Origin of the sequence: Pseudomonas sp. 1928-m (assembly GCF_029269135.1) — a bacterium.
GTDB lineage: Bacteria > Pseudomonadota > Gammaproteobacteria > Pseudomonadales > Pseudomonadaceae > Aquipseudomonas.
This window is the reverse complement of record NZ_JARIXO010000001.1, coordinates 366,129-384,975: the sequence shown is the minus strand read 5'-3', so window position 1 is coordinate 384,975 and position 18,847 is coordinate 366,129. Positions and strand designations below refer to the sequence as shown.

Annotated in this window: 17 protein-coding genes; 12 read left to right on the top strand and 5 right to left on the bottom strand. The window is 57.7% G+C overall.

Features of this window, described 5'->3' with window-relative positions:
- The first annotated feature begins 5 nt into the window (after positions 1–5).
- The 12 genes from tssJ to P3C18_RS01675 all read left to right on the top strand — a co-directional run bounded on the left by tssJ (position 6) and on the right by P3C18_RS01675 (position 15,459).
- Complete coding sequence (gene tssJ / locus P3C18_RS01730; RefSeq protein ID WP_275960168.1) at positions 6–488, top strand: type VI secretion system lipoprotein TssJ; 483 nt, start codon at positions 6–8, stop codon at positions 486–488.
- Positions 489–491: 3 nt separating this feature from the next.
- Positions 492–1,823: a type VI secretion system baseplate subunit TssK gene (gene tssK, locus P3C18_RS01725; protein WP_275960167.1), complete on the top strand. Its 1,332-nt coding sequence runs from the start codon at positions 492–494 to the stop codon at positions 1,821–1,823.
- 2 nt (positions 1,824–1,825) lie between these two features.
- Complete coding sequence (gene icmH / locus P3C18_RS01720) at positions 1,826–2,707, top strand: type IVB secretion system protein IcmH/DotU (RefSeq protein ID WP_160086102.1); 882 nt, start codon at positions 1,826–1,828, stop codon at positions 2,705–2,707.
- Entirely contained in the window at positions 2,704–6,243 is a 3,540-nt protein-coding gene (gene tssM, locus P3C18_RS01715) for a type VI secretion system membrane subunit TssM (protein ID WP_275960166.1), read from the top strand. Before icmH ends, tssM begins: the two co-directional genes overlap by 4 nt.
- Positions 6,243–6,971 (top strand): PP2C family serine/threonine-protein phosphatase, encoded by a 729-nt coding sequence (locus tag P3C18_RS01710; protein ID WP_275960165.1) that lies wholly within the window; start codon positions 6,243–6,245, stop codon positions 6,969–6,971. The genes tssM and P3C18_RS01710 overlap by 1 nt, the downstream gene beginning before the upstream one ends.
- Positions 6,972–6,981: 10 nt before the next feature.
- Complete coding sequence (locus P3C18_RS01705) at positions 6,982–7,977, top strand: serine/threonine-protein kinase (protein ID WP_275960164.1); 996 nt, start codon at positions 6,982–6,984, stop codon at positions 7,975–7,977.
- 57 nt (positions 7,978–8,034) lie between these two features.
- Positions 8,035–10,479 (top strand): type VI secretion system tip protein TssI/VgrG, encoded by a 2,445-nt coding sequence (tssI, locus tag P3C18_RS01700; RefSeq protein WP_275960163.1) that lies wholly within the window; start codon positions 8,035–8,037, stop codon positions 10,477–10,479.
- A gap of 11 nt (positions 10,480–10,490) precedes the next feature.
- The gene (locus P3C18_RS01695; protein ID WP_275960162.1) at positions 10,491–12,248 is read left to right on the top strand and encodes a peptidoglycan-binding domain-containing protein; all 1,758 of its coding nucleotides are present in this window, start codon (positions 10,491–10,493) and stop codon (positions 12,246–12,248) included.
- A gap of 2 nt (positions 12,249–12,250) precedes the next feature.
- Positions 12,251–12,757 carry a hypothetical protein gene (locus P3C18_RS01690; RefSeq protein ID WP_275960161.1) on the top strand — a complete coding sequence of 169 codons (507 nt, stop codon included), beginning with the start codon at positions 12,251–12,253 and terminating at the stop codon, positions 12,755–12,757.
- Positions 12,758–13,171: 414 nt separating this feature from the next.
- Entirely contained in the window at positions 13,172–13,636 is a 465-nt protein-coding gene (locus P3C18_RS01685; RefSeq protein WP_275960160.1) for a hypothetical protein, read from the top strand.
- 827 nt (positions 13,637–14,463) lie between these two features.
- The gene (locus P3C18_RS01680; RefSeq protein WP_275960159.1) at positions 14,464–14,661 is read left to right on the top strand and encodes a hypothetical protein; all 198 of its coding nucleotides are present in this window, start codon (positions 14,464–14,466) and stop codon (positions 14,659–14,661) included.
- A gap of 36 nt (positions 14,662–14,697) precedes the next feature.
- A complete protein-coding gene (locus tag P3C18_RS01675; protein WP_275960158.1) occupies positions 14,698–15,459 on the top strand; it encodes a hypothetical protein in 762 nt (253 codons plus the stop codon).
- A gap of 68 nt (positions 15,460–15,527) precedes the next feature.
- Here the strand turns inward: P3C18_RS01675 and P3C18_RS01670 are convergent, their stop codons facing one another.
- The 5 genes from P3C18_RS01670 to P3C18_RS01650 all read right to left on the bottom strand — a co-directional run bounded on the left by P3C18_RS01670 (position 15,528) and on the right by P3C18_RS01650 (position 18,765).
- Positions 15,528–15,971, bottom strand: a complete 444-nt coding sequence (locus tag P3C18_RS01670; RefSeq protein ID WP_275960157.1) for an FAD/FMN-containing dehydrogenase — start codon at positions 15,969–15,971, stop codon at positions 15,528–15,530.
- Positions 15,972–15,987: 16 nt separating this feature from the next.
- Positions 15,988–16,521: a DUF3299 domain-containing protein gene (locus P3C18_RS01665; RefSeq protein WP_275960156.1), complete on the bottom strand. Its 534-nt coding sequence runs from the start codon at positions 16,519–16,521 to the stop codon at positions 15,988–15,990.
- Between the two features lie 34 nt (positions 16,522–16,555).
- A complete protein-coding gene (locus tag P3C18_RS01660) occupies positions 16,556–16,801 on the bottom strand; it encodes a GlsB/YeaQ/YmgE family stress response membrane protein (RefSeq protein WP_275960155.1) in 246 nt (81 codons plus the stop codon).
- Positions 16,802–16,869: 68 nt separating this feature from the next.
- Positions 16,870–17,628, bottom strand: coding sequence for a transporter substrate-binding domain-containing protein (locus tag P3C18_RS01655; protein WP_275960154.1), 759 nt, complete (start codon positions 17,626–17,628; stop codon positions 16,870–16,872).
- A 51-nt stretch (positions 17,629–17,679) separates the two neighbouring features.
- On the bottom strand, positions 17,680–18,765 hold the full coding sequence (locus P3C18_RS01650) for a 5-(carboxyamino)imidazole ribonucleotide synthase (protein ID WP_275960153.1): 1,086 nt from the start codon (positions 18,763–18,765) through the stop codon (positions 17,680–17,682).
- Positions 18,766–18,847: the final 82 nt, after the last annotated feature.

Below are 18,847 nucleotides of genomic sequence, written 5' to 3'. Positions count from 1 at the left end.
TCTCCATGCACCGTTTCACCTGCCTGGCCCTGTTGGCCGCCCTGCTCAGCCTGACCGGCTGCGCGGCACTTTCGCCCTATTCGGATATGACCAAGCTCGACCTGACCCTCAACGGCAGCGACCAGCTCAACCCGGACCTCAATGGCCGACCTTCGCCGATCGTCCTGCGCCTGATCGAGCTGAAACACCCGGTGGCCTTTGAAACCGCCGATTTCTTCTCGCTCTATCAGCGCCCGAAAGAAGCCCTGTCGCCGGATATGGTGGTGCTCGAAGAGCTGGAACTGCGCCCGGGCGAGCAACGCGAAATGAAGCTCTCGGTACAACCCGGCAGCCGCTATGTCGGCGTGCTGGCGGCCTACCGCGACCTGCCGGAAAGCAACTGGCGCGTGGTCATCCCGCTGCAGGAACAGGAACGCAACAGCAGCGTGCTGACCCTTGATGCCCTGGGCATCAAGACCCAGGACGACATCAACAAGGAAGGGAAATAAGCCATGGCCATGCATAAAGTGGTCTGGCAGGAAGGCATGCTGCTGCGCCCGCAGCACTTCCAGCAGAACGACCGTTACTACGACTACCAGCTGAAGACCCGCACGCAGAAACTCGACAGCTACGCCTGGGGCTTTTTCGAGCTGGAGATCGACCGCCAGTTCCTCAATATGGGCAAGCTGGTGGTGAGCAAGGCCAGCGGCATTCTGCCCGACGGCACCCTGTTCGACATCGGCGCCGAACGCGAGCCGCTGGCCCTCGACGTGCCGCCGAACACCGGCAACACTCCGGTGTATCTGGCCCTGCCCCTGGTCACCGGTAACCATATCGAGAGCCGCCGCCCGGAGCAGCAGGACGTACTGGCGCGCTTCACCGCTTTCGATGAAGAAGTCACCGACTCCAACGCCGGCGACAGCGCATCGAGCCAGGTCAGCTGCGGCCGCCCGGATTTCCGTCTGCTGCTCGGCGAGCAGCAGAGCGACCAGGCCTACGTCAAACTGCAGCTGTGCGACGTGCTCGACACCACCCCGGACGGGGTGATCAGCATCGACCCGGAATTTATTCCGACCTACGTCAACTTCCAGGCTTCGGGCTATCTGCTGAGCTGCCTCAAGGAAGTGATCAGCATGCTCGCCCACCGGGGCGACATTCTGGCTGAACGTATTCGCGCCACCGGCAAGGTCGGTGGTGCGGAAGTTGGCGACTTTATGATGCTGCAGCTGATCAACCGCTTCGAGCCGGTGCTGCGCCATTACCTCGGTATTGAGCAGGTGCATCCGGAGCAGATCTACCGCGAATTACTCGGCCTGCTCGGTGAGCTGGCGACCTTCTCCAGCGAGATCAAACGCCCGCGCCTGGAAGGCCGTTACCTGCACAGCGACCAAGGCACCAGCTTCCGCAAACTGATGGATGCAATCCGCCAGGTGCTGTCGATGGTGCTGGAACAGCACGCCATCGAAATGCTTCTGCAGCAGCGTCAGTACGGCATTCAGGTATCGCCGCTGCACGACCACAAGCTGCTCGCCACCTCTACCTTTGTCCTCGCCGCCAGCGCCCAGTGCGATTCCGAAGAGCTGCGCCAGCGCCTGCCGGCGCACCTCAAGGTCGGCCCGGTGGAGCAGATTCGTCAACTGGTCAACCTGCACCTGCCCGGGATCAAGGTCAAACCGATGCCCGTGGCGCCACGGCAGATCCCCTTCCATTCGGGGAAAACCTACTTCGCCCTGGAACTGGGCTCCGAGGAACTGGCGCAGCTGGAACGCTCCGGCGGCTTCGCTTTCCACGTGTCCGGCGAGTTCTCCGGGCTTGAGATGAAATTCTGGGCGATCAGGAACTGATTATGACCACCAAGGAAATGGAATACGGCCAGGACGACAAAACCGTCATCCTCAACCGCAAAGGTGATGCCCCCGCGCACAGCCCGCTGACTGACTTCGCCGCGCCGCCGAAATTCGAGCAGCTGGAAGAGCGGATGATCTACGCCGCGCGCCTGCGCCCGGCGGAGAGCTTCAATATCAGCCTCAACCCGCTGGTCGCAGCCGCCGCCACCCTGCTCTCGGAAGTGGTGCGCCTCAAGCACAGCTTCGACAGCGAAGACATGCATGCGCTGAACCAGCGCCTGTCCAGCGCAATCAAGTTGTTCGAACACCGCGCCCTGCATGAAGGCGCGGAAAGCAGCCAGGTAATGGCCGCGCGCTACGTGCTCTGCACCGTGGTCGATGAAGCTGTGGTGACCACGCCCTGGGGCAACGAGAGCGAATGGTCGCAGATGAGCCTGCTGTCCTCGTTCCACAACGAGACCTTCGGCGGCGAGAAGTTCTTCCAGCTGCTCGAGCGCCTGTCGCGCAACCCGGTCAAACACCTGCCGATGCTCGAACTGATGTACCTGTGCCTGTCGCTCGGCTTCGAGGGCAAGTACCGCGTACTGCCGCGCGGCATGCTTGAGCTGGAAGCCGTGCGCGACAGCCTGTACCGGCAGATCCGGCAGATGCGTGGCGACGTACCCCGCGAGGTTTCGCCGCACTGGCAGGGCCTGAAAGACACCCGCCGGCGCCTGGTGCGCATCGTGCCGTGGTGGCTGGTGGCGCTGTTTACCCTGGTGTGCCTGGTGGTGATGTATGGCGGTTTCGCCTGGGTATTGGGCGAGCAGCGCGAGACTATTTTGCAGCCGTACGAGCAACTCGACCCGTCTGCGGGTGTAAGCATGGATGATCTGAAATGAAGAGTTTTTTCGGCAAGTTAGCCGCATTTTTCCGCAAGACCTGGGTATGGAGCCTGTGTCTGGTATTGGTTCTGGCGCTGCTGGTGTGGTTTGTCGGCCCGTTGCTCGCGGTCAACGATTACAAGTTCTGGGAGTCGGCCACCAGCCGCCTGCTGAGCATCAGCCTGCTGTTCCTGATCTGGGGCCTGGCCATGGTGTTTGCCAGCTGGAAGGCCACCGCGCGCAAGAAGGCCGAGGAAGACGACGCCGACGCCCAGGAACGCCTGCGCCGCGAAGGCCTGATCAACGAAGAGCAGAGTGAGCTGCGCAATCGTTTCAAGCAGGCCCTGCACACCCTCAAGCGCTCCAGCCTGTATCGCGGCCGCAGTGAAAAATGGCGTAACGAGCTGCCCTGGTACCTGCTGCTCGGCCCACAGAGCAGCGGCAAGACCAGCCTGCTGGATTTCTCCGGCCTGGATTTCCCGCTCAATCGCGGTGACCAGCAACGCCTGACCAAGGACGTTTCCGGCACCCGCTATGCCGACTGGTATTTCGCCGACCACGCGGTGCTGATCGACACCGCCGGGCGCTACCTGACCCAGCCCGACCCGGCCATCGACAGCCGCGCCTGGGACACCCTGCTGGGCCTGCTGCGCAAACGCCGCGCGCGCCCGCTGAATGGCGTGCTGGTCAACATCCCGGTGGAGCAGCTGCAAGGTGGCAGCGAAATCGAACTGGAAAATCTCGCCCGCCAAACCCGTCAGCGCCTGCAGGATATTCACCAGCGCCTGGGCGCCGATGTCCCGGTGTACCTGGTGCTGAGCAAGGCCGACAAGGTGTTGGGCTTCGATGAATTCTTCGATCAGCTGTCGCGCGAAGAAAGCGACCAGGTGCTCGGCGCCAGCTTCCGCAAGGAGCAGAACGCCACCGACGTACAGGTGATCCGCCAGGAGTTCGAAGAGCTGCTGCGCCGCCTCAACAGCCAGGTAATCCTGCGCATGCACCAGGAGCGCGACACCCAGCGCCGTGGCCGCATTCTCGATTTCCCGCACCAGCTGGGCCTGCTCGGTGAACGTCTGTGCCTGTTCAGCGAACTGGCCTTCAGTGGCAACCGCTATCAGCGCGCCAGCCAGCTGCGTGGGTTCTACCTGACCAGCGCGCCAGAACTGAACGACCAGCTCGACCCGAGCACCAGCAGCATCGGCCGCAACCTGGGTCTGTCCAGCAGCGCCCTGCCGACCTTCCGCACCGGCCGTGCACGTTTTATCAATCACCTGCTCAGCCGAGTGATCTTCCCCGAAGCCGACCTGGCTGGCCTCGATCAGAAGGAAGTGCGCCGTATCGACTGGGGCCAGCGCGCCATGTACGCCACCGCTCTGGTGGTACTCGGGGTATTCGGTGTGGTCTGGGCTAGCGGCTTCTCCGGTAACCACGGCCGCCTGGAACAATTGCGCGACCTAGCTCAGCAACTGACTCAGCAACACAACAGCCTCGGCGTTCAGGACGATGCCCTGCGCACCCTCAAGGCGCTGGATCACAGCTACGCCGCCACCCAGGTATTCCCGCCGAAGGGTGATGTGTCCTACCTGCAACGCGGCGGTCTGTACCAGGGCGAGAAAGTCGACCCGACGCTGCAACAGGCCTACCGCGCCGAGCTGGAAAACCTGCTGCTCAGCCGCGTCGGGCGCCAGCTGGAAGCGCAAGTACGCGCCAACCTGGGTGATCGTGAACGCCTGCTCAACAGCCTGCGTGCTTATTTGATGCTCAATCTGGAGGAGCGCCGCGACAAGGCTTTCCTGCAGGAGTGGCTGGCGGCCGACTGGTCACTGCGTTACGCCGGCAACAGCGTCGGTCAACGCGGCCTGAACGAGCACTTCGAACGCCTGCTGTCCGAGTCGTTCGCGCCCTACTCGCTGAACGAGCCCCTGGTGGCCCAGGCTCGGCAGATTCTGCGCAGCGAATCGCTGGCCAACGTGGTCTACCGCATGCTTCGCGAAGAAGCGCGCAGCCTGCCGGACTATCGCCTAAGCCAGAAGCTCGGCCCGCAAGCCGCGCTGTTCGCCGGCAGCGACTACGCCATTCCGGGTTTCTACACCCAGGTTGGCTACCAGAAAACCTTCACCGCCAAAGGCGCCGACCTGGTGCGCGACCTGCTGCGCGACAACTGGGTACTGGGTGAAGGTGACACCCTCAGCAGCAACGACCTCAGCCGTCTGCTGGTGGAAATGGAGCAGCTGTACTTCCGCGATTACGCCAACTACTGGGGCGAAGCCCTCGCTCAGCTGTCGCTGGACCCAATCGGCAGCGCTGGTCAGGGCGCCCTGCAGCTGGCTGGCCTGACTTCCGCCAACTCGCCACTGCTGCAGCTGCTGGTGGAAGTGCGCGACAACACCCGCTTCAAAGGCTTGGCCGAAGCCGCCGATGATGCCGGTGCTGCCGCCGAAGCGCTGCAAGGCGCCAAGGGCAAACTGGGCAAGGCCGCCAAACTGGCCACCGCTGCCGCCGAACAGGCGCAAGCGGCACTGGTGAAAAACCTGCCGGACACCGCGCGGAAAACCCTGGAGCGCCGCTTCGAACCGCTGCACCGTTTGCTCGACGAAAACGGCGGTGCCGGCCCGGAACTGGCCAACACCCTGCAGGCACTGGATGCCCTGCAACTGCAACTGGCCAGCCTGGCGCATGCCAGCGCTCCGGAGCAGGCTGCGTTCGAACTGGCCAAGGCGCGTATGGCCGGCCAGCGTGATTCGATCAACCAGGTGCGCAGCAGTGCCGCGCGCCTGCCGCAACCGGTCGGCAACTGGCTCGGCCTGCTCGCCGAAGACAGCTGGATGCTGGTGCTCAACGATGCCTACCACTACCTCAATCAGCGTTATAAGAGCGAGCTGTACGCCGCTTACGACGGCTCGTTGAAGCAGCGTTATCCGTTCAGCGCACACAGCGAAAGTGATGTGGCGATTGCCGACTTCCGCGAGTTCTTCAAGGCTCAGGGGATTGCCGAGCGCTTCTTCGACAACTACCTCAAGCCATTCGTCAGCGGCACCGCCGGCCAGTACCAACTGCGCCGCGTGGATGGCCGTGGCCTGCCGCTGTCGCGCGAGTTCTTGCTGCAGATGAGCCACACCCAAACCATCCGCCGCAGCTTCTTCGCCGAGAACCCCAACGAGCCGAAAGTGCTGTTCAAGCTCGAACCCTACTCGCTGGATTCCAGCCTGGGTCGCGCCGACTTCCGCTTTGGCAACCAGCAGATGGAATACCGCCACGGGCCAATCGTGCAGACCGCCTTCAGCTGGCCGGCCGAAGCCAATGAAGGGCGCACCAGCCTGGTGGTCGAAGAGCTCGGTGGACGCAAAGTGGGTATCGAGAAGAACACCGGCCCCTGGTCGCTGTTCCGCCTGCTCGACCTGATGAGCGTGGACTACCACAGCGGCCGCGACGTGCTGATGCTCAAGGCCGACCTCGGCGGCCTGCGCGCCAACTACCTGTTGCACAGCCAGCGCTCGCCGAACCCGTTTGACCTGGACCAGCTGCGCAGCTTCAAACTGCCGGCCACGCTCTGATGCAGGAGGTTGCCAACCTCTGGCGCAGCGCTGCGCGTACCGACACCGGCAAGGTGCGGGCGCGCAACGAGGATGCCTTTCTGGCCCTGCCAGAACAGGGCCTGTGGGTGGTTGCCGACGGCATGGGCGGGCACCAGAACGGTGCCCTGGCCAGCCGCCTGATTGTCGAGCAGCTGGCCGAGCCGAGCGCAGGTGATTTGCCGCAGCGTCTGGATGAGCTGCGCAAACGCCTGCACACGCTCAACCGCCGCCTAGGCCAGGAACTGACCGTCACCGCCGCCCATCCGGACCCGGTGATAGGCAGTACCGTGGTGGCGCTGCTGATCGAAGGCGACCGCGCCGCCTGCGTGTGGGCCGGCGACAGCCGCTGCTACCTGTGGCGCGGCAGTCGGCTGTATCAGCTCAGCCGCGATCACTCGCTGCTGCAGCAGCTGATCGATGAGCAGCAACTGAGCCCAAGCGAAGCTGCTCGGCATCCGGCCGCGCACGCCTTGACTCGCGCTATCGGTGCCAGTGACGAGCTGAAGCTGGAAATTCTCGAACTCGATGTGCTGCCCGGCGATGCCTTTCTGCTGTGCAGCGATGGCCTCTACCAGGGCCTGTCGGCCGATGCTTTGGGCGCGGCGCTGAACCTGCCGTCACCGCAGCTGACGCTGAATCGTTTGTTCCAGCAGGCCCTCGACGGCCCGGCGCGGGACAACCTGAGTGCGGTAGTGATTCGCCGATGAGGACTCACGGATGAGTGAACAGCTGCTCGACGACCTGCCGCTGGCCAGCAGCCCGGCCAGCGACCTGACCTACTTCGCCCTGGCCGCGACGGCCGCCAAACCGGCCGCGCAAGCCCCGCGCGAAGTACTCAGCGAACTGCCGGAAGTGCTCGGCGGCCGCTACAAGATCGAGCGCCTGCTCGGCGTCGGCGGCATGGGTGCGGTGTATCGCGCCCGTGACCTGCTGCGCGAACAGTTCGGTGACCCCGAGCCCTATGTGGCGCTGAAAACCCTCAGCGATGACTTCGCCGAATACCCGGACGCCAACGCGTTGCTGTACAGCGAGTTCGCCCTGACCGCACGGCTTAATCATCCGCATGTGGTGCGCCTGTTCGGCTTCGAGGTGGATGTGCCAAGCCAACGTGCCTTCCTCACCCTGGAGCTGCTCAAGGGCCTGACGCTTGATCAGCTGCTTAGCGAACGCCCCGAGGGCCTGCCCTGGAGCGAGCTGCAGGAAATCGCCATCGCCCTGCTCGACGCCCTGAGCTATTCGCACAGCCTCGGCGTGCTGCATGGCGACCTGAAGCCCAGCAATGTGATGCTCGCCGAAGACGGCCTGCGCCTGTTCGATTATGGTCTCGGCCAGCCCGTGGAAGGTCTGCTGCCTGGCCTGCCGCGCCTGTGCCGCAACCGCTTTACCGCCTGGACGCCGCGCTACGCCGCCCTCGAGTTGCTCGACGGCGCGCCGCTGACCGCCGCAGCCGATGTCTATGCCCTGGCCTGCGTGCTGTATGAACTGGCCAGTGGTCGCCACCCGTTCAGCCGGCAGAGCGCCAAACAGGCCAAGGCCATGGAGCTGGATAAACAGCTGCAGCGCCCTGAGCAGTTACCGGCACATTGCTGGCCCGCCCTGCGCACTGCGCTGGCGTTCGATGAAGCGCAGCGCAGCATCAGTTGCGCGCAGCTGCTTGAGGTATTTCGCCAACCCACACACAGCGGCTGGCGGCGCTGGCTACGGCGCAGTTGAACGCAGCATGCGCGTATCAGCAGCATCAATGGATGATCTTTTAACAAGGAAATGACTATGTTCAACCCGGCCAATGAAACCCACTTCAGCCTGAGCATCGAAGGCCTTGAGCACGACCTGCAAGTGCTCGAGTTCAGCGGCCGCGAAGCCATCAGTCAGCCCTATCGTTTCGAGGTGGAACTGATCAGCGAAAACGCCGAGCTGGATCTGCAAAGCCTGCTGCATCAGCGCGCCTATCTTGCTTTTACCCCCGATGGCCTGGGCATTCACGGGCTGATCTACCAGGTCGCCCAAGCCGAATCCGGCAAGCGTCTGACCCGCTACAAACTGAGCATCGTGCCGCAGCTGAGCTACCTGGCCTTGCGCACCAACCAGCGCATCTTCCAGCACCTGACAGTGCCGCAGATAGTCGCCCAGGTGCTGCAGGAGCACGGCATCGCCCTGGGCGGTTACCAATTCCAGCTCGGTCCAACGGTTTACCCCAAGCGCGACTACTGCGTGCAGTACGACGAGAGCGATCTGCACTTCGTCCAGCGCCTGTGCGGGGAGGAAGGGATTCACTACCACTTCCAGCACAGCGCGCAGGGCCACGTGCTGATCTTCGGCGATGACCAGAGCGCCTTCGGCAAGCTCGGCCAGCCCACTGCCTACCTGCAGGACAACGGCATGACCGCCGATGAGCCGGTGATCAAGCGCTTTGCCGTACGCCTGGAAACCCGCACCAGCCGCATCACCCGCCGCGATTACGACTTCGAACAACCGCGCCTGCTGATGGAAGCCGCTTTCAAGGAAGATCGCGACCCCGAGGCCAAGCCGCTGCCGGACCTTGAGGATTACGACTACCCCGGTCGCTTTGTCGACCGTGCGCGCGGCAAGCACCTCAGCCAACGCCACCTCGAACGCCACCGCGCCGACTACCGTCTGGCCGAAGGCCGTGGCGATCAGCCGAAACTGCTCAGCGGGCACTTTCTCGAACTCTCCGACCACCCGCGCCAGGACTACAACGACCTCTGGCTGCTGCACGAGGTGATTCACCAGGGCAAACAACCCCAGGTGCTGGAAGAGTCAGTCACCAGCCATACCGCCGCCAGCGACGGTTTCCAGCAGGGTTACCGCAATCACTTCATCGCCACGCCCTGGGATGTGCCCTTCCGCCCGCCATTGGCCCATCCAAAACCCAAAGTCCTGGGCAGCCAAACCGCCGTGGTCACCGGCCCCGCGGGTGAGGAAATCCACTGCGACGAATACGGCCGGATCAAAGTGCAATTCTTCTGGGACCGCGAAGGCCAGGCAGACGATAAGACCAGCTGCTGGCTGCGCGTGGCCTCCAGCTGGGCCGGTGATGGCTACGGTGGCATCGCTATTCCACGCATCGGCATGGAAGTACTGGTGACCTTCCTCGAAGGCGACCCCGACCAGCCGCTGGTAACCGGCTGCCTGTACCACGCCGAACACGTGGTGCCTTACGACCTGCCGGCGAACAAGACCCGCACCGTATTCAAAACCCTCAGCACGCCAGGCGGTGGCGGCTACAACGAGCTGCGCATCGAAGACAAGAAAGGCGCCGAGCAGATCTACCTGCATGCCCAGCGCGACTGGGATGAAAACATCGAACACGACCAGAAGATCCGCGTCGGCAACGAACGCCACGACACCGTCGAAGCCAACAGCTACACCGAGCTCAAAGCCGAAGAAAACCTCACGGTCAAAACCGAGCGCAAGGTCGAGGTCAAACCCGACGACCACCTCACCGTCGGGCAAAACCAGCACATCAAAATCGGCACCTCCCAACTGACCAAAGCCGGCCGCGAAATCCACCTCAAAGCCGGGCAGAAAATGGTCATCGAAGCCGGCACCGAGCTGACCCTCAAAGCCGGCGGCAGCTTTATCAAACTCGACCCCGGCGGCATTACCCTGCTCGGCCCCCTGGCCAAAATCAACGCCGGCGGCGCACCGGGCAAAGGTACGGGGATCAAGATCAAACCACCGGCACTGCCGGGTGCGGCGGATAGCGATAAAGCGGGGAGTTTGTTGGATGAGGCGTTGGTGAATGCGGAGCCATTACCCCCGCCAGAATCCACGAAAAAGAGTTTCCGTATTCAGATGAAACGTCCCTACGAGAAAAAGGGGATCGGAGGCCAACCGTATGTACTGGAGGTCGATGGAGTGACCTATGAAGGCATGACATCTGCTGATGGCTTTGTAGATCAACCAGTTCCGCCAGCTGCAAAAAAGGGGAAGCTTACGTTCTTCCCGTTTGGATCTAATTCACAACCGTGGATTTGGGAACTTGATTTAAGCGTGCAATCTGACGCTTCGGACATTAAAGGTCTTCAATCTCGATTAAAGAACCTTGGTTTTTATAATGGGAGGATTGATGGTGAAAATGGTCCGAAAACTAAATACGCCACTCGCTGCTTCCATCGCTCTTGCGAACTAACAGATAAAGATTATCTATCTGCTGCTGATATAAAACGGCTACAAGAACAGCACATTGCGTAAGGACGGAAGTAATGATCTATGGAAATTTTGACCTCCGCCGTGGCGATCACGATGGAAAACCTGCGCAGAATAAACCTCCACGATGGGCGGGGAGTGATAATCCAGTTTTAACTGTAATTAATGCCGAAACAGCAGCAGCATTTTTAGGCAGTAGCGCAGCACTCACTGTTCCTGAACACGTTAGAAAACTTCAGGAAGATCTGGTAGCACTAGGGTTTTCAATAGTTGGTAAGCCGGATGGCGGATTTGGTATTCGCACGGGATGGGCTGTCAGAGAGTTTCAAATATATGCATCTATGAATAAAATTGCATGTGTGAGGCCAGAAAAGCAGGGCCAGCTTTTACTAGATCACTCAGGATCTCCGGTAAAAATAAATAATTTAGATGTCTATTTTGACAGCTCAGCTGCGATTGTCGCTCAAGCGGGAAAGGCGCCGACCGTAAGTGGCTCTACAACTGCTCCTGCAAGTTACTATGTTGATAGTCTTCAGTCTGTAGATAATGCAGCGAAATACGATGGGCCAATAAGCGGAGTCGTGAATGAGAAGACAAGAGCTGCTATAGAATATTGGCTGGATAACGATTACAGGTGTCCGGTTATATTTGAAGCCTGGACGATTAGTCAAGGTATCAGAAGTAACTTGGCCGAATCAGGCTGTAATATATGGGCAGAAAATGGATTTACCACCGGAGCACCGAGAGTATTGGTTAGAGACTTCTCGGATTATTTTGAGTTTCCAACTGGTCGAGCTCAAGTAGACTATCAATCTGTGGGGTATTACCAGTCGGGTAGCTTTGGTGGGCCAAATGCAACAAAAGCACACAGCTGGTCTCCTGAAGCAGATATGTCGGTTAAGAACATAACAGGCTCTGAAGTGAATGCTACCCAGCTTAATACACCTGCTTTATCAACATATCGCACCATCCGCGTGGTAGCAGAAGCAGAGTGTTTTGGATGTTTTGATGTATTGAATGCTTGGGATAATGCGTTGATCTCCGCCGGACCTTGCCACTGGACCATGGGGCTCTTCAAAGATGGGAAATATGGGAAAGGAGAATTTGTCGGATTTATTGCTTACCTCAAGAATAGGAGTAACGAAACCTTCAATAAGGTTTTTGGGGGCTTTGGCTTGTACCCTATACATGATTGGGGTGCCCCAAGCTTATATGCGGATGATTTGAAGACCTATTCCGGCTGGGTCAAGCTGACGAATGATACCTTTGTTCAAGGCCAACAAACTCATGCGGATACTGAGTTTGATGAGCTGGCGAAAACAAAAGAAGAAGCACATTATTTAAAGACTTGGCATTGGTTTTACAGAATGAGTATGGCTGGTAGAACATTGCAAGATTACAAGACAGCTATGTGGTCGATGGCTAAGGTCCGATTGACAGATATCTTGGAAAAAGAAGTCACTTTCCATGTAGGAACCGTTACCGTTACCAGTACCTTAGGTAAAGTATTTACTTCAGAAAAGTCCGTGGCCATTCTTCTTCGATGGCATGTGTATCGACCATCTCATGTTGTAAATGATGACTATGAAAAAATTACTCCGGTAATACAGCAGGCAGTTAGTGGAACTGCCGGTGTCAACTGGTCATTGGCGGTGGCAGCCTGGGGAGATGCTCATGAGACGGCGTTAACAGGGAAGCTGCTATCTGCGGCAGCTGCTATTAACTCTACGATCACCGCAAGTATTGCCTTTGGTGAAAATCAGCCTCAGGGCGCTGTTAGAACAGGTAGAAATACCTTCGTATTGGAAGTGTAACTATGAAATACATATTTGCTTCTCTGATGTTTTCCCCTATGGTCAGCGCAGCCACTGTAGATGTATGTGACTCTTCTGTGGGTGTGAGACACTTTATTTCAAAATGGTCCGAAGGTGGGGAACAGGTAGATACGTTATCGAGAGTTAGTGGCGAAAAATTTTCTGTCCAAGAAGGGAAGGTCGTTTATAACAACGACCTCAATGGTGATGGGGTTAAAGACTTTATATTTTCCTCCTATGCTAGTGAAGGATCTAGCAAGGACAGAACTTATGGTTTTCTAATTCAGTGCAAGGGTTATTTGAAATTTATTGGGGGCGATTATTTTGCTCGAATTGAGGTCTTGGATAGATCCCCTGAAACTGTTAGCGGATTCAAGGAAATTCAGATTCATTCCTATAAAAGAGATGGTGAAGGGAATATTCGCTATAAAGGGAAAGAAGCATTAACCACGCCTCATACATGGATATTTAACCCGGAAACCAAAAAATATGAAGGAAAATCAGAATAGTTAAGCGAAAGAAACGTTTAACAGGAAATTGGCGGGTATTTTTAGCTAAATTGGAAAATAGATTTCCTGTTTTTTAGGCCGGAATTAAATAGGCACGGACTTATTTTCTATAGCTGGTAGAAGCTACCGAACAAGGAAATAATGTGTCAGCATCATTAACTTTGAGAGAGCCTTATCGTCTTTAGATGGAACTGATCAGCAAGAACGCCGAGTTAGATTTACAAAGCCTGCTAAATTAACGGTTGGATGAGGCGCTAGTGAATTTTCTGCTCAATACTGATAACCAGCAGCAGAAATTTTTCCTGCGTTCTGAATAGCGGTGCCAATGCCTAACTGCCACACAGGTTAAGTAATTCTAGAGCACACTATGCAAGAACACTCTATAAATTATCTTTGAACAAAACCACTATTTTCATGAAAAAAGACCTAAGCCTTATCTCATCACTTTTTACATTCTTTTTAATATCCGCTTGCAGCACTTCACAAGCAAACAAACTAGAGCCATTTGATTTTAAGGATGCCACTCGGAAATTCAGAGATCAGCAGCATGATACTCCGGGCGTATGGTATTGCGGCTACCGCAAACATAAAACATCGGAGAACGCCGTGACCCAAGAAGCACTAATGGTAGAAATCGACGAAAAATATCTTTATATAAAAAATAGCAACAACATCATCGAATTAATTCGAACACTAGAAGATAACGAAACAATATACTACACCAATACATCACTACCCATCAATGCACGTATAAAGTTACTAAAAATCAGTAATTTTAGCGAGCATCAAGAGTCTCATGATCGCACAGTAGAGGTCGAAGTTAGCACTCCGAAAAACAGATATTCACTGCAACTACTTGGTAAAAGCTGCGGGATATAATAACCCAATAGATATTTATTATTGTGGAATACCGGACCACTCAAATCAGTAGTAACACACTAGTCAATATAAGCTACAGGGTGACCTTACCCCCCAGCTAACAACCTATTCATGCTAGCCCACCATGAAATTAATCGTTATTTATAAAAATTTCGAAAGTTAAGAGAACGGTATTTAATCGTTCAATCCATATTAAAATCTAGAGAAACCCATTCTTCCAGAAAGAAATTGATCTTTAGGGGGACACCGTAGTCTACCAAGTAATTAAAACAGGATATTTTTGCGACGACTTTCAATATTAAAATTTACAAATAACACAACCGCTAAATTAGCATAATTAAATCGTATAATCTTTCTCGCACTACAACTTCTACCTTTAAAGCCCGCCCAATAATTCGCCTGGTACCGCCTAACGTTAAACGCGAAATCATCAGTCAGCCCTATCGTTTCGAGGTGGCGTTGATTAGCAAGAACGTCGAACTGGACCTGCAAAGCCTGCTACTTCAATGCCCCTTTCTAGCCTTTAACTGGACGTGTTGGCACTCGACGAACACAACGATTCAATCCACATACAAAAAACATTTAAAAGACATCAAATCCCGTTACGTCAATGAGTTCGAGGCCAACAAGAAATTAACAAAGCTCTGTATTCAGCCCTACTCCTTCTCGCATTTTTTGGTAACGCCGCATGCGCCAATCAACCAGTAGAAGAGTCATTCACGGCGAGGTCAAATCTAGAAGAGGGCTCTTGCTATAGATATCTGACCGAGCTGGTGAGAAGCAGTAATTTTCCGTTCAAATACGTAACCAAAGAGAAAACTGACTTATTGATCGACAATGACACCGGCGACAGCGTGATGGCCCAGTTGTTTTTCGATACAGACGGCACCGGCACTATCGGCTGGGTTCAGTACAACGTGTCCCAACGCCAACTATTAAATATTTCAGGCGACGTAGAGGAGCCTGAAGAACTAACTTTCGATACATCGTTCGCTACAGAATATGAAACGTGCATAAACCGCTGAAATACGATCTCAGTTTTCATTGTTGGAGCCGTCGCTTTGCCCTACGTCATTCCAATGACCTTACTGCTAATGCTTGTGCTGGCCACCCCCGCACAAGCACAGGCGACACCCCTCACATTCGATAGAGGCGGCAGCACTGAAACCTATCGTGCGGACATGGACACCGGCGAGTTGACGATCAGTCGGGGAACGGAAACCAAGGTATTCGCAGATCTCGTTGGCTACGCCGGCCAGGCGTCCAGAGCCCTGGTCTCGTTCAACGGTGCTCCCACGCTGACTTACAGAAACGCCGGGGCAAACACATCTTTTGAGGTGTTCTATACCCTCACGATCAAGGACAACGTCCCGGTGATCAATTGCGTATACGGCAATATCCGCAATGGACAGAATGGCGCATCCATTCGCAAGGCCGTATGCAACCTGGATAAACCACTGTCGAGCGAGTATCAGGATCTGATTTTCGCCTACTCGGACAAGTGGATCGAAGCCTCTAATTCGGTATCCCTGCAATCCGTTATGGCGGAGCCCTCGCAGCCAGCCGATGCGCCTCTTGGCCGCCTAGGCGAGGTTGATGTCGTATTGCGCTACAGCACGGTCGACGAGCTGATGTCCGCTGCCCCGAAAACCATCGCGACGTTGGGAAAGAAAACCCATGAGGTGAGCAACGGCAATGCGTACTTCGTTTATGAGGCTGATGGCATCACGCCGCTGGCGCTGGACGTGGAGACGGAACCGGCCACACACACGCTCAAACGCCTGACAGCAGCAGAACTGCTGCGCAGCATCGAAGCCAACTGAGTGGCTCCAAGCTGATTACGCCAACGCGCTGAGCGAAAGGTTAACTAGCGCCCCACCGCCTTCAACGCCTACGCCAACTCGGTAGCATCAGTAAAACTGCGCTGCCCCTGTAGCTGGCCCTGGCGCAGATCGAGCCAAAGTACGCTGGCATTGTCCGCCGGGTATCGGGGGGCAATGCGGGCGTCGCGGTCGAGGAGGACGCGGTAGTTGTAGTCGCGCATTTTGGGGATGGCGAAGAGTTTGCCGATGATGCTCGGCATGCGGCTGATATCGGCGAGAAACACCGTGTGGCGCTGCTCCAGATAGCCCTTGGGCTTGCCCTGCAGGGCGGCGTCAACGAGTTTGGCGGCGTCCATGCTACGGGCTACTAGCAGTACTTGCAGTTGATCGTCCAAGGTGTAGGCCTGGTCATGCTGATCGAGCAGGGTCCAGGGCGCCAAACGCTCACCGGTTTCCAGGGCCATGCTGGTGGCGGAGAACAGGCACAACAGCAGAGCAATAGCGGCTTTCATGGTGGGCACTCCGGTTTTATAGGTCGTCATCGGTCACCACTCTAACCAGATCCGCCTCCATGGCATACGCCGCATCCGCCAGCTCGTTGTTGACCTGTTCAATCTTCAGCGTGCCGCTGACCCAGAGCGGGGCGTAGATGTCTTCCAGCTCAATACCTTTGGGGTAGCGCACCAGCACCAGCTGATTCGGTGGCGGCGGCGGGACGTGGATGCAGGCGCCGGGGTAAGGAACCAGGAAGAACAGCGTGCTGTGGCCCTTGCTGTCGGTTTCCAATGGTACCGGATAACCACCCAGGCCCACCGCCTTACCATCGAAGGCGGCGACGGTTTTCGTCGAGTACATCACCGCCGGCAGGTTCTGGTCCTGCTGTTTAAGGCCGCCGGGGTTGTAGAAGCCGCTGTCCTGTTCGAGGCCTTGGTGGCTGATCTCGGGCATCTCCTCCAGGGCCTGGCGGTCTTCCGGCGGCATCAGCTCAAGCCAGTCGGTTTCCGGCAGTTCGGCGCAGGCCAGGGGGCTGATAAGCAGCAGGGGTAACAGCAGATAGCGCATCGGCGGGCTCACATAGCAGCGGAGTGAAAGGGCATCAGTCCTTTCTGACAGCGGCGTAGATTACCAGCAGCACCACGGCGCCGATCACTGCGCCAATAAAGCCGGCGGATTCGCCCACCTTGTAGATGCCCAGCGCCTGGCCGCCGTAGGTGGCGGCAATCGAGCCGCCGACGCCCAGCAGGATGGTCATGATCCAGCCCATGCTGTCGTTGCCGGGTTTGATAAAGCGCGCGATCAGACCGACGATCAGGCCGATAAAGATGATGCCGATAATGCTCATGCGAGCCTCCTCAGTGAACGGTGGGTTTTACGACCGTTGATCTGACCACGGGAAAAGCGGGCAGTTCGCTATTCCTCGGTCTCCGGTGGCGCAACGCCATAGCGGTGGTAGATGCGGGCAATCTCGCCACTCTCGCGCATGTCGCGCAGCGCCTGCCCCAGTTGCTCGTAGAGGGCCGCTTTGTCGCCCAGGTAATGGCGCTTCGATGCACCGTAATAATTACCAAGGGACTGCTCGTACTGGAAGTCGGCATAGCTGTAATCGCGGAAGCCGATCTTATGGAACTGCGCTTCGATGGCTTCGGCGTCCAGCACCACCATCACATCCAGGCGCCCGGCGCGAAACATCCCGGCCAGCAGGTAGTCGTCGGTGGCCAGGCTTTTTTGCAGGGTGTTGTCGCCATCGAACTGATCGAAGTAGGCGGTGCCGCGTTTGACCCCGATCACCTTGCCCTGCAGGTCGGCATAGCTGCGCAGGCTGGCCTGCTGCCCGGCCTTGACGATAAAGCGGATGCTTTTGCGCTGGGTACCGATAGACGGCAGAAAGTGCACGTAGTCCATGCGCTCGGCGGTGAACAGCACGCGCGGTACCAGGTCGATACGCCCGGATTTGAGGTCTTCCAGACTGCGCACAAAGGGCGCGTAACGCCATTCGATGCGCGCGCCGACGCGTTGCGCGGCCGTATCCAGCACCTCGATCAGTGGGCCGACGGGCAGCGAGTCGAGGGCCTGCATCTCTGGCGGGCGCTCGCGGTAATCGGCGCGTAACACCTGTTCGGCATGGCAAAGCGGCAGGTACAGCAAAGACAGCAGCAACAGATACTTCATGACGAGGCTCTTGTGTATGGCCTACGCAAGAGCTTAGTCATAAAGCAGGCTTCAGGCCTTGGCGATCAGTGCCTCGACCACGGCGATCTGCTTGTCCAGCGTGGCGCGATCCGCGCAGCGCAGGGTGGCGTGGCCGACCTTGCGCCCGGCCTTGAAGGCCTTGCCGTAGTGGTGCAGGCGGCAGTCGGCGATGGCGATCACCTGCTCCACCCGCGGAACCACACCGATAAAGTTGAGCATCGCGCTCTCACCGACCTTGGCAGTCGAACCCAGCGGCAGGCCGGCGACGGCACGCAGGTGGTTTTCGAACTGGCTGCACTCGGCGCCTTCGATGGTCCAGTGCCCGGAGTTGTGCACGCGTGGGGCGATTTCGTTAGCTTTCAGGCCGCCATCGACTTCGAAGAACTCGAAGGCCAGCACGCCGACGTAGTCGAGCTTGGTCAGCACACGGCTGACGTAATCTTCGGCCAGCGCCTGCAGCGGGTGGTCGGTGCTGGCGATGGACAGCGCCAGCACGCCGCTGTCGTGGCGGTTGTGCACCAGTGGGTAGAAGCGGGTTTCGCCATCACGGGCACGCACCGCCACCAGCGACACTTCGCCGGTAAACGGCACGAAGCCTTCGAGGATGCACGGCACGCTGCCCAGCTCGGCAAAAGCGCCGGTTACGTCTTCGGACTTGCGCAAGACTTTCTGGCCCTTGCCGTCGTAGCCCAGGGTGCGGGTCTTCATCACCGCCGGCAGGCCGATGCTGGCCACGGCGGCGTCGAGGTCAGCCTGCGATTGGATATCGGCGAAATCCGGGGTGGGAATGCCGAGGTCCTTGAACATGGATTTTTCGAACCAGCGATCACGGGCGATGCGCAGGGCTTCGGCGCTCGGGTACACCGGGACGAACTGCGAGAGGAAGGCCACAGTCTCGGCCGGCACGCTTTCGAACTCGAAGGTCACCAGATCGACTTCATCGGCCAGCTGACGCAGGTGATCCTGATCGCCGTAATCGGCGCGGATATGCTCGCCCAGCGCTTGCGCGCAGGCATCCGGCGCGGGGTCGAGGAAGGCGAAGTTCATCCCCAGCGGCGTGCCTGCCAGGGCCAACATGCGGCCCAGCTGGCCGCCACCGATTACACCAATTTTCATAACAAAGCCCCTTTCAGCAGGTGGCGAGACCAAGCAGTTGAACGTTGCCCGCAGCGCAGGAAGCGGAGTTTACGCCGGTAAA

Excerpts from the sequence above, each read along its gene's own strand:
- P3C18_RS01655 (WP_275960154.1), bottom strand. The coding sequence starts at position 17,628 with ATGAAGTATCTGTTGCTGCTGTCTTTGCTGTACCTGCCGCTTTGCCAT.
- tssJ (WP_275960168.1), top strand. The coding sequence starts at position 6 with ATGCACCGTTTCACCTGCCTGGCCCTGTTGGCCGCCCTGCTCAGCCTG.
- P3C18_RS01665 (WP_275960156.1), bottom strand. The coding sequence starts at position 16,521 with ATGCGCTATCTGCTGTTACCCCTGCTGCTTATCAGCCCCCTGGCCTGC.
- P3C18_RS01705 (WP_275960164.1), top strand. The coding sequence starts at position 6,982 with ATGAGTGAACAGCTGCTCGACGACCTGCCGCTGGCCAGCAGCCCGGCC.
- P3C18_RS01660 (WP_275960155.1), bottom strand. The coding sequence starts at position 16,801 with ATGAGCATTATCGGCATCATCTTTATCGGCCTGATCGTCGGTCTGATC.
- tssM (WP_275960166.1), top strand. The coding sequence starts at position 2,704 with ATGAAGAGTTTTTTCGGCAAGTTAGCCGCATTTTTCCGCAAGACCTGG.
- P3C18_RS01670 (WP_275960157.1), bottom strand. The coding sequence starts at position 15,971 with ATGAAAGCCGCTATTGCTCTGCTGTTGTGCCTGTTCTCCGCCACCAGC.
- P3C18_RS01685 (WP_275960160.1), top strand. The coding sequence starts at position 13,172 with ATGAAAAAAGACCTAAGCCTTATCTCATCACTTTTTACATTCTTTTTA.
- tssK (WP_275960167.1), top strand. The coding sequence starts at position 492 with ATGGCCATGCATAAAGTGGTCTGGCAGGAAGGCATGCTGCTGCGCCCG.
- tssI (WP_275960163.1), top strand. The coding sequence starts at position 8,035 with ATGTTCAACCCGGCCAATGAAACCCACTTCAGCCTGAGCATCGAAGGC.
- P3C18_RS01690 (WP_275960161.1), top strand. The coding sequence starts at position 12,251 with ATGAAATACATATTTGCTTCTCTGATGTTTTCCCCTATGGTCAGCGCA.
- P3C18_RS01710 (WP_275960165.1), top strand. The coding sequence starts at position 6,243 with ATGCAGGAGGTTGCCAACCTCTGGCGCAGCGCTGCGCGTACCGACACC.
- icmH (WP_160086102.1), top strand. The coding sequence starts at position 1,826 with ATGACCACCAAGGAAATGGAATACGGCCAGGACGACAAAACCGTCATC.
- P3C18_RS01650 (WP_275960153.1), bottom strand. The coding sequence starts at position 18,765 with ATGAAAATTGGTGTAATCGGTGGCGGCCAGCTGGGCCGCATGTTGGCC.
- P3C18_RS01695 (WP_275960162.1), top strand. The coding sequence starts at position 10,491 with ATGATCTATGGAAATTTTGACCTCCGCCGTGGCGATCACGATGGAAAA.